Origin of the sequence: Lacrimispora sphenoides (genome assembly GCF_900105215.1) — a bacterium.
GTDB lineage: Bacteria > Bacillota > Clostridia > Lachnospirales > Lachnospiraceae > Lacrimispora > Lacrimispora sphenoides_A.
Genome location: NZ_FOIP01000002.1, coordinates 445,890 through 462,367 on the forward strand (window position 1 = coordinate 445,890; position 16,478 = coordinate 462,367).

Consider the following 16,478-nt stretch of genomic DNA (forward strand, 5'->3'; position numbering starts at 1 on the left):
GACATTCTCTTATAAGTATAAAGATTTTCTTACAAATAATTCCATTTGTCTGAACTTTACCTGATTCAGTTGACACATGGTATCATTTGTCATTATAATAAATAAATGTATAATTTACATGTAATTGGAAATTTATTAAATACAAGAGGACATATTGGGAGAAACAGATGAAAAAGTATAAAAAAGCTCGTAAGATGGCCGTCATTCTGGCCAGTGTCCTGGTGATGGACTCTTACATGGGAGCGGTTTCGCCATACATAAATGCTTATGCTTATACGGAAAAGGCAGCAACGGTCAATGCCACCACTTTAAACGTGAGAAGCGGCCCGGGTACGACCTATTCAGTTGTTACAAAATTAACAAATGGGGCATCGGTTACGGTGATCGATGAGAAGAACGCATCGGATGGAGCGGTCTGGTATCAGATCCGTGTGTCCGGTTCCGGCGGCCAGACGGTTACCGGATATGTTTCCAAAAGCTATCTTAAGTTTCCCGCCTCTTATACCAATGATGCGGATTTTGAGTCCCGGCTTACGGCGGAAGGGTTTCCGGAAAGCTATAAGACAAAGCTTCGTGCGCTGCATGCCCAGTATCCCAAGTGGGTATTCCGTGCCCAGCATACGAACCTGGACTGGAACACGGCTATTAAGGAAGAAAGCCAGGCAGGAAAAACTCTGGTCCACACCAACAGCCTGTCATCCTGGAAGTCCACAGTAGATGGCGCATATAGCTGGGATACCAGCACATGGATCGGTTTTGACGGTAGCACCTGGGTCACCGCTTCTGAAGACATTGTAAGATATTATATGGACCCCAGGAATTTCCTTGATGAGACCAATGTCTTCCAGTTTATGACCCATACATATGACAGCAATAAGCATACGGCAGATGGATTAAAAACCATGGTAAAGGGTACGTTTCTATCCGGCGAATCTTCAGGCGGAAGCAGTAACTCTGGGAATACGGACAGTTCTTCCGGCGGCGGCACGGTCATAGGGCCAGGTGCGGCCATTGGGCCGGGAGCGGCTACTAACCCGGGGGCGGGATCGGAGTCCAATTCCGATTCAGGAAAGGTCAGTCTGGAAGGGCCGCAAGCTTCCATAACGCCTAAAAACCTTCCTATCGTTATGGAATACGGACCGGGAGCCAGCCTTACGGGGCCGTCCTCATCCGATACCAATTCCAATACCAATACCACTGGAACAGTTTCAGGCAGCAACGCCTATGTGAACATGATCATGAATGCGGCTTCTCAGTCAGGAGTGAACCCTTACGTCCTTGCAGCTATGATCATTCAGGAGCAGGGATCTTCCGGTACAGGCAAAAGCATTTCAGGAACAGAATCCGGTTACCAAGGATATTATAATTTTTTTAATATTGAAGCATATCAGTCAGGAACTATGACTGCGGTGCAAAGAGGCTTATGGTGGGCGTCCCAGTCCGGCAATTATGAAAGGCCATGGAATTCTCCTGAAAAATCAATTTTAGGCGGAGCTTTCTATTATGGTAATAACTATGTAAAAGTTGGGCAGGATACATTTTATCTGAAGAAGTTTAACGTACAGGGGTCTAATTTATATAAACACCAGTATATGACCAATGTACAGGGAGCTGCATCAGAGGGTGCTGTTTATTCAAAAGCCTATAACAGCGACATGAAACAGACAGAGCTTGAGTTTAAGATACCAATTTATAACAACATGCCTGATAACGCCTGCAGCCAGCCTACCGGCGATGGCAATCCAAACAATAAGCTGTCCGGTTTAAGCGTGGAAGGATTTGTCATGACTCCCACCTTTAGCCGCGATACTCTTGCATACGATTTGATTGTGGATCCCGGAGTATCAAGCATCAATGTGAATGCAACCGCCCTCAGTTCCTTGGCATCTGTCAAAGGGACAGGTACCATTGCGCTTTCAAGCGGCAATAATGATATCAAGGTGACGATTACGGCACAAAATGGAAGTGTCAGGGAATACGTCCTTCATGTGGTACGCCAGAACAACGGCCCGACTTATTCCTCAGGCGCTGGTACCGGAACAAGTTCCGGCTCCGGCGGCAATTCTTCTTCCGGCCCTGGCAGCAACACAGGCCCAGGAGTATCAAATTCTTCCGGTACGGATCATGCTGGAACACCGGGAGGAAGCAATGTATCCATAGCTCCTGACGGTTCCACAGGCATTTCCGTTCAGACTTCCACGGGAGTCATAGCCCAGGGACCTGGAACTGACATCAAAGTGACGGAAGCCGCCACAAGCAGTCCCCAGCAGACCCAGGCTCCGGCCGCTGGCCAGTCCTCCGCCTATGGAATAGGAGATATTAACGGGGATGGAAAATTAAACAGCCTGGATGTACTGAAGCTTCAGCGATACCTTCTGGGATTGGAAACCATACCTGAGCAGGGCAAGCTGGCAGCTGATTTAAATGGAGACGGCAAGGTGAATTCACAGGATCTTCTGCTTTTGCAGAAAAAAATCCTCGGACTTTAAAGTCCAACAGAAATAGGAGACAATATGAATAGGAAACTGAAAAAACTAACGGCCGGTCTGATGCTGGCCTGTGTGATTGCCATATCCTGTCCTGCCGGACGGCTGGTATCCTGGGCCGCAGATGCTAAGATCGCGTTTTCTGACCCATCGGTCATGGTGGGAAACGAAGTAACAGTAAACATGAAAGTGACCAGTGACAGTGCCCTGGGTACGGCGGAAGTCATGCTGTCTTATGATCCGAATATTTTGGAGTTTGTAAGCGGAACCAATGCAAATGGCGGAGCAGGAGCTATTAAGGTCCTGGGAACCATGGATTCTGCCGATCAGAAAACTTTTAGCTTTACCTTAAAGTTTAAGGCTTTGCAGGCTGGAAATACCCAGATCAACGTGACCTCCCAGGAAATTTATGATGTGGATTCCCAGACACTTTCTTTAAGCAAGCAGGGGAGTTCAACGGTCAAGGTCACATCTCCTGCCACATATTCAAAGGATGCAACGCTTAAATCATTAAAGATTTCCCCAGGGACTCTGACTCCGGCGTTTTCTGCGTCTGTAGAAAGCTATACGGCAGAGGTAGATGGAAACACAGCGGACCTGGTAGTAAATGCGGTGGCAGCCAATGCAGGCGCTCATGTAGCACTTCAGGGAGAAAAGGGCTTAAAGTCCGGTGCAAACCAGGTGGTTATCAAGGTAACCGCAGAAGATGGGCAGACCGTTAAGAATTATACAATTCAGGTTAATAAAGCAGATGGGGGACAAACCGCCCCGACTACAGGCGGAAATACAGAAACGTCTGAGGCCGAATTCGGCGAAGCAGTGGTGACCATTAACGGAACCGATTACAGCATTGCATCATCCTTTGATGAATCAACGCTTCCAGAAGGCTTTGAGTCTGAGACCTATTCCTATAAAGGAACAGAAGTCATGGCTGGAAAAGGACTGGAAAAAGACCTGCTTCTGCTTTATTTAAAGGATTCCGGAGGAAACGGCGGATTCTACATTTACAATGAAGGATCGGATTCCTGGGCCCAGTTCGTTCAGGTTGAGACCGTAGCAAAAGCCATTGTCATCATTCCTCTTGATAAGGATACGGTTGTGCCGGAAGGTTTCCGTGAACGGCAGGCCGATATCGATGGTGCGCGAGTGACCGGCTGGGTGGAAAACTCAGAGGCTGAGCCTCAGTATTGCCTTTTCTATGCAATGAACTGGAACGGAGAAAAACATTTCTACCGTTATGATATTTCAGAAAAGACCATTCAAAGATACTATGCTTCCGGAGTTTCCAATAGTAAGTATGTGGAAATGGCCAACACATATGATCAGCTGGCTAAGGATTACTACAGGCAGCTCTACCTTCTCATTGGAGTGAGCGTTGTTGCCCTTGGATTGCTTGTTGCAGTCATCGTCCTTGCAAGAAAAGGAAACGGATCAGGCAGCGGCCGGACCGGCAGCGGCAGATCTGGAAAAGGAAAAGAAAAAGAACCGGAAGATAACCGGCTGTGGGCAGAGCCAGAGGAAGAAATTCCAACAAGCAAGATCAAACGATACAGCAGGGAAGAGTTTGACAGAGAAAACTCCCAAACCGAACAGGATCCGGAATACCAGGAAGAAACCTTGGACGAGCCTCTTTATGCAGATGATGCAGAACAAGAAGTCCGGGAAGAGGATGATTTCGAAGAGGATGATTTCATAGAAGAAACCAGTCTGGAAGATTTTGAACGGGATCTTAAATCTTCCGGTGAAGGGAATTCCGGGAAACCAAAGGAAAAAGGCGGTTCAAGGCCTGTCCATAAGGAGCCGGATGAATTTTCGGAAACGGAAGAGCCAGATAGGGACGAAGACGACTTTGAGTATTTGGACTTAGATGATTAAAGTACTTTAAACAATTGAATTAACAATGACGAAAGCACCTGAATGAAGGTGCTTTTGTTCTTTCGTTATTGGTTTTGAACATAGGGAACAGGACCTCCGGTTTGTTTTGACAGAGCGCAGATGACGTATAAAATGGGGAATGATGCCAGATGATTTTTTGTGTTGAAAAAGGCAATAGATTGTGCTATTATGTGTATAACAGGTATAACGAAAGATGGTGAAAATATGTTTTTACAAATTGATTTTAACAGTGATGAAGCGATCTACATTCAGCTTCGGAACCAGATAATCATAGGAATCGCCACAGAAAGTATAAGAGAAGGTGACCCCCTGCCTTCCGTGCGCCAGATGGCCGACAACATAGGGATTAATATGCATACGGTAAATAAGGCGTACTCTGTGCTGAAACAGGAAGGGTTTGTCAAGCTGGACCGCCGTAAAGGGGCCGTAGTATCGCTGGACGTGGATAAAATCCAGGTCCTTGATGAAATGCGCAAAGATTTAGGAGTTGTCCTTGCCAGAGGAGTCTGTAAGAATATATCATGTGAAGAGGTTCACCAGCTGGTTGATGAGATATTCCAGTCGTTTTTAAGGGACCAGGGGGAAGAGTGATTCACTGGATTGGAGGTTCTTTATGTTATGTGAGAAATGTAAAATTCGCGAAGCAAATATACAATATACAGAAGTTGTAAATGGCACGAAGAAAGAGCACCATTTTTGTGCCCAATGTGCGAAAGAGATGGATTTCGGAGTGTATGCAGCTATTTTTGACGGGGAATTTCCCTTAGGAAAGCTGCTTTCCGGCCTTTTGGGGATTGAAGATAAGGATCAGGAGCCAGATAAGCTCCATCAGATCCTGTGTCCGACCTGCGGGACCGGTTACGATGAATTTGTAAGAGACAGCAGATTTGGCTGTGCAGATTGCTACAGCGTATTTGGTCCCCTTATGGAGGACAGTTTAAAGCAGCTTCATGGAAATCTTATTCACACGGGAAAAACACCGGTTTACCAGAGGCAGGACAGTATGGATCCGGCCGGCCATGGGAACGGCCGCTCTGCGGGGACACCAATAGACCCAGAAAGCGCTGCCAACTATGAGGAAATCTTTCGGTGGGATGTCAAATTAAAGGAAGCCCTGCGATTTGAGGATTATGAAACGGCAGCTGTTTGCCGCGATAAGATAAGAGAGCTGAAGAAAGGAAATGAGACTGATGCTTAGATGGTTTGAACAGAAGGACACTGGTCGGCCTGGAGTGATAAGCAGCCGGATCCGTCTGGTAAGAAACTGGCAGGATTACCAGTTTCCTTCTGCGCTTAGTGAAAAAGAAGGCGAAGAGATGGTCCGCAGGCTGGAGTTCGGCTTAAAGGATTTAGGCAAGGAAGAAGGCCGGAATTTTGAATTTTCCATGCTTTCGGACTTGGAAGAGCTGGACCGGGTGGCCCTTAAAGAACGGAGAGCTCTTAATTCCGCAGCTGTTTTAAACAAAAAGCCTGCCGGTATTTTTATCTCAGAGAATGAAGACACCGGAATCGTGCTTAACTGCGATGATCACATCCGGATCCAGCTTCTCCAGATGGGCCTTCACTTAGAGGAGCTTTGGGAAAGGGCAGATAAGATCGATGATTATATCAATGAGCGGTTTGCTTATGCATTTGATGACCGTTACGGTTATCTCACCTCGTTTCCCACAAATATGGGGACCGGCTTAAGGGCATCGGTGGTGGTTCATCTTCCCATGCTGTCCCAAGGGAAAAAGTTCCAGGGTCTTATCAGCGATATGGGCCGCTTCGGAGCTTCAGTCCGGGGCGTCTATGGGGAAAGGGATGAGAATTTCGGTTCCCTTTATGAGATATCAAACCAGAAAACCCTGGGTCAGACGGAGCGGGAAATTATTGATACAGTTACAAAGGCAGCGATACAGCTGACCAATCAGGAGTTTCAGGTGAGGAAGCTTTCTCTCCAGAGGCACAGGGACGAGAGAGAGGATGAAGTTTACAAATCCTATGGGGTATTAAAATACTCCAGACGGCTGACTTCCAGGGATGCTATGATTTTCCTATCACAGATCATGGCAGGGCTGGCAGACGGCCTGATCCATACGGAGGAAGATTTTTCCGTCTACCGCTTGATGCTTGGAATCCAGCCGGCGAATCTGCAGAAGCTTTCAGACCGCCCATTAAGCAAGGAAGAACTGGATGGAGCCAGGGCGGAATTTATCCGGAGAGAATTGCCGGAACTATGACAGGAGGATTGCATTTATGATAGACAGATTTACAACAAAGGCCAGGACAGCCATTAATCTGGCCGTTCAGGCAGCGGAACGTCTCGGCCACAGCTATGTGGGAACGGAACACTTATTAATCGGGCTTTTAGAAGAGGGCAGCGGAGTTGCTTCCAGAGTTCTGGAAGAGAATGGTGTAAAAGAGGAGAAGGTTTTAAACCTGATCAGCCAGCTGATCGCTCCTGACCAGGCAGTCAGGCTGAAAGAAGGTAACGGGTATACTCCGGGTGCCAGAAGGGTTTTAGAGAACAGCTACCGGGAAGCCGTGCGGTTTAAGGCAAACTTAATCGGTACGGAGCATTTGCTCATTTCCATAATCCGTGACAATGACTGCGTCGCTTCCAGGCTTTTAAATACCATTGGAATCAGCATTCAAAAGCTATACATTGATGTGCTGTCTGCGATGGGTGAGGATGCTCCTGCCAATAAGGAAGAGCTTATGAAATCACCAAAGTCAAAAGGCAGTACGCCCACTCTTGACAGTTACAGCAGAGATTTAACAGAGCTTGCAGTACAGGGAAAGCTTGATCCGGTCATCGGAAGAGAGTCGGAGATCAAGCGTCTGATCCAGATACTGAGCCGGAGGACCAAGAATAATCCTTGTCTCATCGGAGAGCCTGGAGTTGGGAAAACTGCAGTTGTGGAAGGCCTGGCTCAGATGATAGTAGAAGGTGATTGCCGAAGTGATTGATGATGGGGAAGTTCTTCTCTTCATCGATGAGATCCATACAATTATCGGTGCAGGAGGAGCGGAGGGAGCCATTGACGCCTCCAATATCTTAAAGCCTTCCCTGGCAAGAGGGGAATTGCAGCTGATCGGTGCCACCACCATTGAAGAGTACCGCAAATATATCGAAAAGGACTCTGCCCTGGAACGGCGTTTCCAGCCGGTTACGGTGGAGGAGCCGTCGGAAGATGCTGCTATCGTCATATTAAGAGGGCTTAAGGGACGGTATGAGGACCATCACAAGGTAATCATTACTGACGATGCCATAAAGGCTGCTGTAAAGCTGTCTTCCAGGTATATTAATGACCGTTTTCTTCCGGATAAGGCCATTGATGTCATTGACGAAGCTTCTTCCAAGGTACGCCTGACCACATTTGTAGAGCCGGGTGAAATTAAGGAACTGGAAGCTGAGATCGAGCAGATGGAGGATCAGAAGGAAGCCGCCATTAAAACCGAAGCCTACGAAAAGGCAGGGGCCATTAAGAAGAAGCAGGAAAAGAAGCGGGAAAAAATAGAAAAGATCCGGGAACGTTGGCAAAAGGAAAAAACGTCAAAGAACCTCATAGTCGATGAGGGAGAGATCGCTGATGTGGTATCCAGCTGGACTAAGATCCCCGTAAGAAAGCTGGAAGAGGGAGAGAGTGAACGCCTTCGCAATCTGGAAGCCATCCTCCATGAGAGGGTGATCGGCCAGGAGGAAGCGGTTACCGCTGTTTCAAAGGCCATACGAAGGGGGAGAGTGGGACTTAAGGACCCCAGGCGCCCCATTGGCTCCTTCCTGTTTTTAGGACCTACGGGTGTTGGAAAAACCGAGTTATCCAAGGCCCTTTCCGAAGCCATGTTTGGAACGGATAATGCTTTGATCCGGGTAGACATGTCCGAGTATATGGAGAAGCACAGCGTTTCCAAGATGATCGGCTCACCGCCAGGATACGTAGGCTATGATGAAGGCGGACAGCTTAGTGAAAAGGTCCGCAGGAATCCTTATTCCGTCATATTGTTTGATGAGATCGAAAAGGCTCATCCCGATGTGTTCAATATCCTGCTTCAGGTACTGGATGACGGACATATTACAGATGCCCAGGGCAGGAAGATTGATTTTAAGAATACCATCATCATCATGACCTCCAATGCAGGAGCGGAGAACATCATATCTCCTAAACGTCTGGGCTTTGGCGCAGTTGCGGATGAAAAGGCTGATTATAAAATCATGAAGGACCGGGTAATGGAGGAAGTAAAGCGTCTGTTCAAACCTGAATTTATTAACAGGATCGATGGAATCATTGTATTCCATACGTTAAATAAGATTCACATGAAGGATATTGTGACGATCATGATGAAGGATATTATGAAACGGACATCGGAACAGATGAGCATCACCCTGGATATCGGAGAGGATGCCAAGGAATACCTGATCAATAAGGGCTATGATCAGAAATACGGTGCAAGGCCGTTAAGGCGTACCATTCAAAACTGCCTGGAGGATAAACTGGCAGAAGAGATCTTAAATGGAACGATAAAGACAGGGGATGACGTAGTTGTGGCCGCAGGTGAGGACGGACTAAAATTTTCTGTCAGGGAGCTGGTAAAATAACTAGCCATTTTATATCAATTCGTGTATAATAGCTACAAGCGAGATCATTAGTTCATCGCCTTAAAAAAGGATAAGTAAACAAAATACTAGGAGGGCAAACCAATGCCGGTAATTGAAGATTTAATCCGCTCAGAGCAAGACGGGACGATCAGTTTTGGTAATTACAAATTAAAGACAAAGTCAAAATTACAGGATTTTGAACACGACGGTGATTTATATAAAGTAAAGACTTTTTACGAGATAACCAAGCTGGAAAGAAACGGCATGTTCGTATACGAATCCGTTCCGGGAACCGCTGCCATAAATTTCACCGTATCCGATGATGGGGTAGGTTTTTTAGTAGAAGGTGATAAGGATGCCCAGCTGACCGTTCAGCTGGCAGAGGATACCGAATATGAGGTTTATGTGGATGATGCTGCCGTGGGTGGCATGAGAACCAACATGAGCGGAAAGCTGTCCATCAGCGTGGAACTGAATGAAGGAACACCTGTAGCAGTGAAGATCAAACGAAGATAACAGGATGAGAAGCTGGGTTCGGCCCTTTTATAAAGAGCCGGGCCCAGATTTTTTGCATGAGTAATGAGCCGGACGAATATGCCTGCATATTCCTTTGGCAAATAGGAGGAAATTCCCATGGCAAAGGGAAAGACAACCGCATTTTTCTGCAAGGAATGCGGATTTGAATCGGCAAAGTGGCTGGGACAGTGCCCGGCCTGTAAAGAATGGAATACATTTGTGGAGGAGCCTTCCGGGAAAAAGGAGCCAGCTGCTAAGCGGGGAATCAGTGGAAAAGGGGACGGGACCGCAGGAAATCATTTCCTGAATGCCAAGCCCTCCCGTTTGTCTGATATTCAGTTAGACGAGCAGGACCGGATGAAGACCGGATATGAGGAGCTGGACCGGGTTTTAGGCGGCGGCGTTGTCAAAGGCTCACTCGTGCTGGTAGGCGGTGATCCAGGCATTGGAAAATCCACCCTGCTTTTACAGGTTTGCCGCAATCTGGCGGCCGACAGCAGGAAGGTGCTTTACATATCAGGAGAAGAATCCCTAAAACAGATTAAGCTGCGGGCAAACAGAATCGGGGAAGTGAAGGGGGATTTGTTATTCCTTTGTGAAACCAGCCTGGAGTTGATTGAAAGTGCCATTGAAGAGGAAAAGCCAGATGTGGTAATCATTGATTCCATACAGACTATGTTCCGGGAAGAAATCTCTTCCGCCCCGGGAAGTGTCAGCCAGGTAAGGGAATCCACCAATATCCTGATGCAGATCGCCAAGGGGGCGGGAATCGCCATATTTATCGTAGGCCATGTGACAAAAGAAGGCGTGGTGGCCGGTCCCAGAGTCTTAGAGCATATGGTTGATACGGTTTTGTATTTTGAAGGAGACCGAAGCGCTTCTTACCGGATTATCCGGGGAGTGAAAAACCGTTTTGGATCCACCAACGAGATCGGCGTTTTTGAAATGGTAGAAAGCGGGCTTTCCGAGGTGAAGAATCCTTCGGAATATATGCTCAGCGGAAGGCCGGAGGATGCCTCCGGTGCAGTGGTAGCCTGTTCCATGGAAGGCACCAGGCCCATGCTGCTGGAGGTTCAGGCTCTGGTCACCCCAACGGCTTTCGGTATGCCAAGGCGTACTGCGGCTGGTACGGATTATAACCGGGTGAATCTTTTGATGGCTGTTTTGGAAAAGCGATGCCATTATGACCTGTCCCATTTTGATGCTTATGTGAATATTACGGGCGGTCTGCGTATGAATGAGCCGGCCTTAGACTTAGCGATTATAATGGCAATTGTGTCCAGTATGAAGGACAAGGCCGTAGATCCGAAAACCATTATCTTTGGAGAAGTGGGACTGGCAGGAGAGGTGCGGGCCGTGTCCATGGCACAGCAGAGAGTGAATGAGGCAAAGAAGCTGGGATTTAACACCTGCGTGCTGCCGGAGATTTCCCTGGGAAAGATGGGGAAGGTGGAAGGGATGCGGCTGATTGGAGTCACGAATGTAAGAGAGGCGATTGTGAGAGTTATGGGGTGAAGCCATTTAAGGCTTCACCCTTATTTATTTAGCGATATTACGTTCTCCATAAATAATTGAGAAATTTCCCGCAATAATGGGAAAAATAACAGATGTCCTTACCTTGTGCCGAAAGTGCTTGCAAGGCTATTTTTTTACATGCCTGTATGATATGTTATTTACGGATGAAGATTTTCGCGAAAAATCACATTTACCTATAGGAGGATATTATTATGATGGAGAAACTGCAGCGGTTTGGAGGAGCGATGATGGCACCCGTAATGCTTATGCCATTTGCCGGTATTATCATCGGATTCTCGACCATTTTCATGAATGCAGATATTATGGGGGCATTAGCAGCAGACACTACGCTCTGGTATAAATTTTGGTCCATGATGTACGATGGGGGATATGCAATTTTTAATCAGCTTCCATTATTATTTGTAATTTCATTGCCCATTGGCCTGGCTAAAAAGGCAGCAGGGCGTGCGGCGATGGAATCTTTTGTAATCTATATTATTTTTAACTACTTTATTCAATCCCTGCTTACATTCTTTGGTGATACCATGTTCCATGTGGATTTTGCCCAGGAAATAGGCGGTACAAGCGGACTTACAATGGTTGCTGGAATTAAAACCATGGATATGAGCGTGATTGGAGCCATTATGATTGCAGCCATTGCCGTATGGATCCACAACCGCTGGTATGATAAGAAGCTTCCCAGCTTAATAAGCTCTTTTCAAGGTTCAGCCTTAATTGTCATTATAGGATTTGTTTTCATGATACCAATGGCTTTTGCTGTGTGCGTTGTATGGCCTGGCGTTCAATCCGCTATTTTAGGATTGCAGGAATTCTTATCAAAGTCCGGTAATTTAGGCGTATTCCTGTTTACCTTTTTAGAACGTATAACACTTCCTACCGGCTTGCATCATTTCTTATGGACGCCGTTTGATTTAGGTCCTGCAGTCATTGCAGATGGCAACTGGACACACTGGATGGCCAATGTAAATGAATACGCTGCTTCCACAGCTCCCTTAAAGGAATTATTTCCTACCGGCGGATTTGCATTATATGGAAACTGTGCCGTCTGGGGAATGCCTGCCATAGCGTTTGCTATGTATAAAACAGCCCGTCCGGAAAATAGAAAGAAAGTTGCAGCGATGCTGATTTCTGCTACGATCCCTGCAGTATTATGCGGTATTACTGAGCCTATTGAATTTACATTCTTATTTATATCACCCATGCTGTTTGCAGTAGGTGCGGTTCTTGCTGCTTTGCTCTCCACTGTTTTGTACATGTTTGGGGTCGTTGGTTATCAAGGCGGCGGACTCATGGATTACATTACCTATAACTGGATGCCGATGATGAAGAATCATATGGGAGAAGTTATTACTCATATTGTGATCGGCTTAATCTTCTCTGTTATCTATTTTGTGGTATTTTACTGGGCGATAAAGAAATTCAATATTATGACTCCCGGCAGAGAAAAGGATATGGGCAGTGAAGTAGAATTAGGAAAGCAGACCGGATCTGCATCCAGTGTCTTTCATGACGAAGCCGTTGGCTTTTTACAGTCTTTGGGAGGGAAGGAAAATATCGAAAGCGTTACAAATTGTATGACAAGATTGCGCCTCAGTATAAAAGATGAAAGCCTTGTTGCTGCAGATGAGGATTTTAAGAAATATAATGCAAAAGGCGTTGTCCGTAAAGGGAAAGCAATTCAGGTCATCATTGGTTTTGATGTAGAAAATGTAAAAAATGAATTTGAAAAACTGTTATAAATGAATAAAAGAGGTGGATAAAATGTTAAATACAGAATTAGAAAAAAGTTCAGTTGTTATTGCCGGCGGCGGAAGCACCTACACCCCGGGAATCATACTCATGTTATTGGAACATTTAGACCGCTTTCCCTTAAGAAAGATTAAGTTTTATGATAATGACCCACAAAGGCAGAAGGTAATTGCAGATGCATGTGAGATCATTATTCATAAGAAGCATCCGGAGATTGAGTTTCTGGCAACCTGTGATCCTGAGGAAGCATTCACTGATGTTGACTTTGTTATGGCACACATTCGTGTTGGTAAATACAAAATGCGGGAGCTTGATGAAAAGATTCCCTTAAAATACGGGGTTGTCGGCCAGGAAACATGCGGTCCCGGCGGAATTGCATATGGAATGCGCTCCATTCAGGGTGTTTTAGAATTGGTTGATTACATGGAAAAATATTCGCCGGATGCATGGCTGTTAAACTATTCCAATCCGGCTGCTATCGTAGCAGAAGCCACCAGAAGGCTGCGGCCGAAATCAAAGATTCTTAATATTTGTGATATGCCCATCAGCATTGAAAATAATATGCTAAAGATTTTAGGCTATGAGAAACGAAGTGATATTATTACTCAGTATTATGGACTCAATCATTTTGGCTGGTGGTATGGCGTAAGAAGCAGGGATGGAAAAGACCTGATGCCTGAGTTAAAAAAACATGTGAAAGAAATGGGATATTTTATTCCGTCAGATGCAGATGAGGCAAAGCAGCATGGAGATTCCAGCTGGAATGAAACCTACCGTATGGCAAAAGACATTTATGCAATTGATCCGGATACCCTGCCCAATACGTATTTGAAGTATTATCTTTTACCGGATACGGTTGTAAAGCATTCAGATATTAATTACACAAGGGCAAACCAGGTCATGGATACAAGGGAAAAAGAGGTTTTCACAGCATGCCGCGAGATTGCTAAGAACAATGCGTTTGAAGGCGATGAATTATCTTTGGATGAACATGCTTCCTATATTGTGGATCTGGCAACGGCATTAAAGTTCAATACTTATGCCAGAATGCTTCTGATTGTTGAAAACAATGGAGTTATTGAAAACTTTGATAAAACAGCAATGGTAGAAGTACCTTGTCTGGTGACTTCCTCAGGGCCTCAGCCTTTGTCCGTTGGTACCATACCCACCTTCCAGAAGGGTATGATGGAAGAGCAGGCAGCGGTTGAGAAACTGGTGGTAGATGCCTGGATGGAAGGTTCTTATCAGAAATTATGGCAGGCGATTGCGCTGTCCAAAACGGTTCCAAGTGTTACGGTTGCAAAACAGATTTTAGATGATCTATATGAAGTAAATAAGGAATATTGGCCGGAACTGAAGTAAGATGAACTTGTAAAAGTGTGGATCGTTTATATCGTTTATTGGAAAATGACAGAGTCTTTCTGTCATTTTTCTTATGTCAGAGCCGGATATCGGTGGTATATTTTTTGCCCGGGATATGATACTATGAAAGAAATACGAAATTGAGGTGGCATCATGCTGATTGAAGCGATTAATAAAAATTATGATAAATTAAATGAATCAGACATTCAAAGTCTTTCTATTATCATGTCGATTGTATATAAAATTTCTGAAATGAGTATTGAAGACCTGGCAAACGAATGCAATACATCGAAAAGCACGATTTTAAGATTAACCCAGAAGCTGGGATTTTCCGGATACAGTGAATTTAAGAACTATCTGAAATGGGAGAAGAAAGAACATGTAAAAGGGAATGATAAGGATATCAAATCAGACATAAGAAGCGATTTCTTAAATACGTGCCAGCAGATAGAATCCTCTGCGAATCTGTCAGCCATAGCAAAGGAAATTCATAAGTCCCAAAATGTTGTTGTTTATGGTACGGGACAGGCCCAGCGCCATTGTGCAATGGAAATGCAGCGTTTGTTTATGCAGATGAATAAATATATCTATCATGTAGGTGCAAGTGATGAGCTTTGTATGCTGTCAATGAATCTGGGGCCTGAGGATTTAGTAATTGTGATATCTTTGTCCGGGAATGTGCAGAAAATAAAGGATACTTTGCAATTGCTTCATTTGAAGAAAGTGAAGATCGTTTCCATTACAAATCTTCAAAGTAATTTACTGGCGGGTATGAGTGATTACAGCCTGTATGCTGTCAGCAGTCCTGTTAAGATTGGTGAACACCTATATCATAATTCCTTTGTTAACTTTTTAACTGTTATTGAGTATGTGTTTTTGAGTTATATTGAGGTGAGTGAAGGATAGTTGCGGCCACATTGCTGGCCGCATTTCTTATGCTGTTTCCTTCCTCTCCGGCAGTTGTGGATATGCCAATTCTTAACGGGACTCTCATTGCATAAATTATATCATATGCGCCATTGCTGTAGATGAGGAGAACTGATCATGAATAAAATATTAGACGATAACTATTATGACCTAATAATTAGTAACATCATGATTCCGTACTATGATACCGGAGATAATATAACGCATATGAATATAAGAAATTCGTTAGCCCATGTTCCCAATAATCCTGTGAAACCTTGTGATTTAGGAGTTTACCCTTATAATGCATTTCCTTCCATTGCTACCTTAAGTTCTACGGTAAGCCTTGAAAGATCTGGTGTCGGAACGGTTCAGTTTACCGTCACCGCTTACAATCAATTCAGTAACAGCATACTGCCGGAGTCAGGAAGAGGCTATACAAGGACAGGGTTTATGAAGCCAGATATAGCGGCACCGGGATACCAGCTTACCTGTGCATTTCCGGGAAACCAGTATGGAAGCATCACTGGAAGCGGAACTGCAGCAGCCCATGCGGCGGGGATTATCGCTATGGCCTTTGAATGGGCAGTTTCAAGAGGAAATTATACAAGTATTACGGGAATCGATGTGAACCGTCTGCTTATTCGAGGAGCGCGGCGCCCTAGTACAACCACCTATCCTAATATTGTATGGGGATATGGTCAAATTGATATTAATGCTTTGTTTGAACGGCTTACAAGGATTTAAGCTCTTCTTGACATGATCGGAATCCGCATTATAATCCAAATCATGACCACCCGTCAAACGGGTGGTTTGCTCTGAGGCTATAAGCCTCTGTTACCGGCCAGCGCCTAAAGACGCTGGCTTTCACTTTGTTCAAGCCTTAACGCCCTTGACTCGTCGCAGCCCTTGAAAGGGCATTTGTACTACCGGCTACCCTTAAAAGGGTCTTCATACTCTTTGACGCTTAATTTATCCATTGCAACATCGTGACTTTCTTGTTCCTGGATATATTTCTTTATAGTTGCCTCGTTAAGTCCAACTGTGCTCACATAATATCCCTCTGCCCCAAAATGCCGATTTCCAAACTTATACTTTAAGTTTGCGTGCTGATCGAAAATCATTAGCGCACTTTTTCCTTTGAGGTATCCCATAAATTGTGATACACTAAGTTTAGGCGGAATACTTACTAGCATATGGACATGGTCGGGCATTACATGCCCTTCCAATATCTCTACGCCTTTGTATCCACATAGCTGTTTCAAAATATCTCTGATGCTCTCCTTGTACTGGTTGTAAATTATTTTTCTCCTGTACTTTGGTGTGAACACTATGTGATACTTACACATCCATTTGGTGTGTGCTAAACTGTTTGCCTTATTGGCCATTAAAATCACCTTTCCTCTCGTTATAAATTGGCTTGAACAACCTCATTATAACGGAAA

At 45.1% G+C, this 16,478-nt stretch carries 12 protein-coding genes and 1 pseudogene; 12 read left to right on the forward strand and 1 reads right to left on the reverse strand.

From position 1 onward, the window contains the following. Window positions 1-167 precede the first annotated feature (167 nt). The 12 genes and pseudogenes from BMW45_RS18895 to BMW45_RS18950 all read left to right on the forward strand — a co-directional run bounded on the left by BMW45_RS18895 (window position 168) and on the right by BMW45_RS18950 (window position 15,780). On the forward strand, window positions 168-2,489 hold the full coding sequence (locus tag BMW45_RS18895) for a dockerin type I domain-containing protein (protein WP_092247594.1): 2,322 nt from the start codon (window positions 168-170) through the stop codon (window positions 2,487-2,489). A gap of 24 nt (window positions 2,490-2,513) precedes the next feature. Beyond that, complete coding sequence (locus BMW45_RS18900) at window positions 2,514-4,361, forward strand: cadherin-like beta sandwich domain-containing protein (RefSeq protein WP_092247597.1); 1,848 nt, start codon at window positions 2,514-2,516, stop codon at window positions 4,359-4,361. A gap of 225 nt (window positions 4,362-4,586) precedes the next feature. After that, complete coding sequence (locus BMW45_RS18905; protein ID WP_092247600.1) at window positions 4,587-4,973, forward strand: GntR family transcriptional regulator; 387 nt, start codon at window positions 4,587-4,589, stop codon at window positions 4,971-4,973. 22 nt (window positions 4,974-4,995) lie between these two features. Continuing rightward, the gene (locus tag BMW45_RS18910; RefSeq protein ID WP_092247603.1) at window positions 4,996-5,580 is read left to right on the forward strand and encodes a UvrB/UvrC motif-containing protein; all 585 of its coding nucleotides are present in this window, start codon (window positions 4,996-4,998) and stop codon (window positions 5,578-5,580) included. After that, on the forward strand, window positions 5,573-6,604 hold the full coding sequence (locus tag BMW45_RS18915) for an ATP--guanido phosphotransferase (RefSeq protein ID WP_092247606.1): 1,032 nt from the start codon (window positions 5,573-5,575) through the stop codon (window positions 6,602-6,604). The genes BMW45_RS18910 and BMW45_RS18915 overlap by 8 nt, the downstream gene beginning before the upstream one ends. Before the next feature lie 16 nt (window positions 6,605-6,620). Beyond that, window positions 6,621-8,964, forward strand: a pseudogene (locus tag BMW45_RS18920) (ATP-dependent Clp protease ATP-binding subunit). A gap of 102 nt (window positions 8,965-9,066) precedes the next feature. Continuing rightward, window positions 9,067-9,480, forward strand: a complete 414-nt coding sequence (locus BMW45_RS18925; RefSeq protein ID WP_092247609.1) for an endosialidase — start codon at window positions 9,067-9,069, stop codon at window positions 9,478-9,480. Between the two features lie 117 nt (window positions 9,481-9,597). Continuing rightward, window positions 9,598-10,995, forward strand: coding sequence for a DNA repair protein RadA (radA, locus tag BMW45_RS18930; RefSeq protein ID WP_025232137.1), 1,398 nt, complete (start codon window positions 9,598-9,600; stop codon window positions 10,993-10,995). A gap of 212 nt (window positions 10,996-11,207) precedes the next feature. Beyond that, complete coding sequence (locus BMW45_RS18935) at window positions 11,208-12,755, forward strand: alpha-glucoside-specific PTS transporter subunit IIBC (RefSeq protein ID WP_092247612.1); 1,548 nt, start codon at window positions 11,208-11,210, stop codon at window positions 12,753-12,755. Between the two features lie 22 nt (window positions 12,756-12,777). Then, a complete protein-coding gene (locus BMW45_RS18940) occupies window positions 12,778-14,127 on the forward strand; it encodes a 6-phospho-alpha-glucosidase (protein WP_025232138.1) in 1,350 nt (449 codons plus the stop codon). Window positions 14,128-14,280: 153 nt separating this feature from the next. Then, on the forward strand, window positions 14,281-15,033 hold the full coding sequence (locus tag BMW45_RS18945) for a MurR/RpiR family transcriptional regulator (protein ID WP_092247615.1): 753 nt from the start codon (window positions 14,281-14,283) through the stop codon (window positions 15,031-15,033). A gap of 138 nt (window positions 15,034-15,171) precedes the next feature. Then, the gene (locus BMW45_RS18950) at window positions 15,172-15,780 is read left to right on the forward strand and encodes a S8 family serine peptidase (RefSeq protein ID WP_092247618.1); all 609 of its coding nucleotides are present in this window, start codon (window positions 15,172-15,174) and stop codon (window positions 15,778-15,780) included. A gap of 179 nt (window positions 15,781-15,959) precedes the next feature. Here the strand turns inward: BMW45_RS18950 and tnpA are convergent, their stop codons facing one another. Further along, complete coding sequence (gene tnpA / locus BMW45_RS18955; RefSeq protein WP_092247621.1) at window positions 15,960-16,421, reverse strand: IS200/IS605 family transposase; 462 nt, start codon at window positions 16,419-16,421, stop codon at window positions 15,960-15,962. Between the last annotated feature and the right edge of the window lie 57 nt (window positions 16,422-16,478).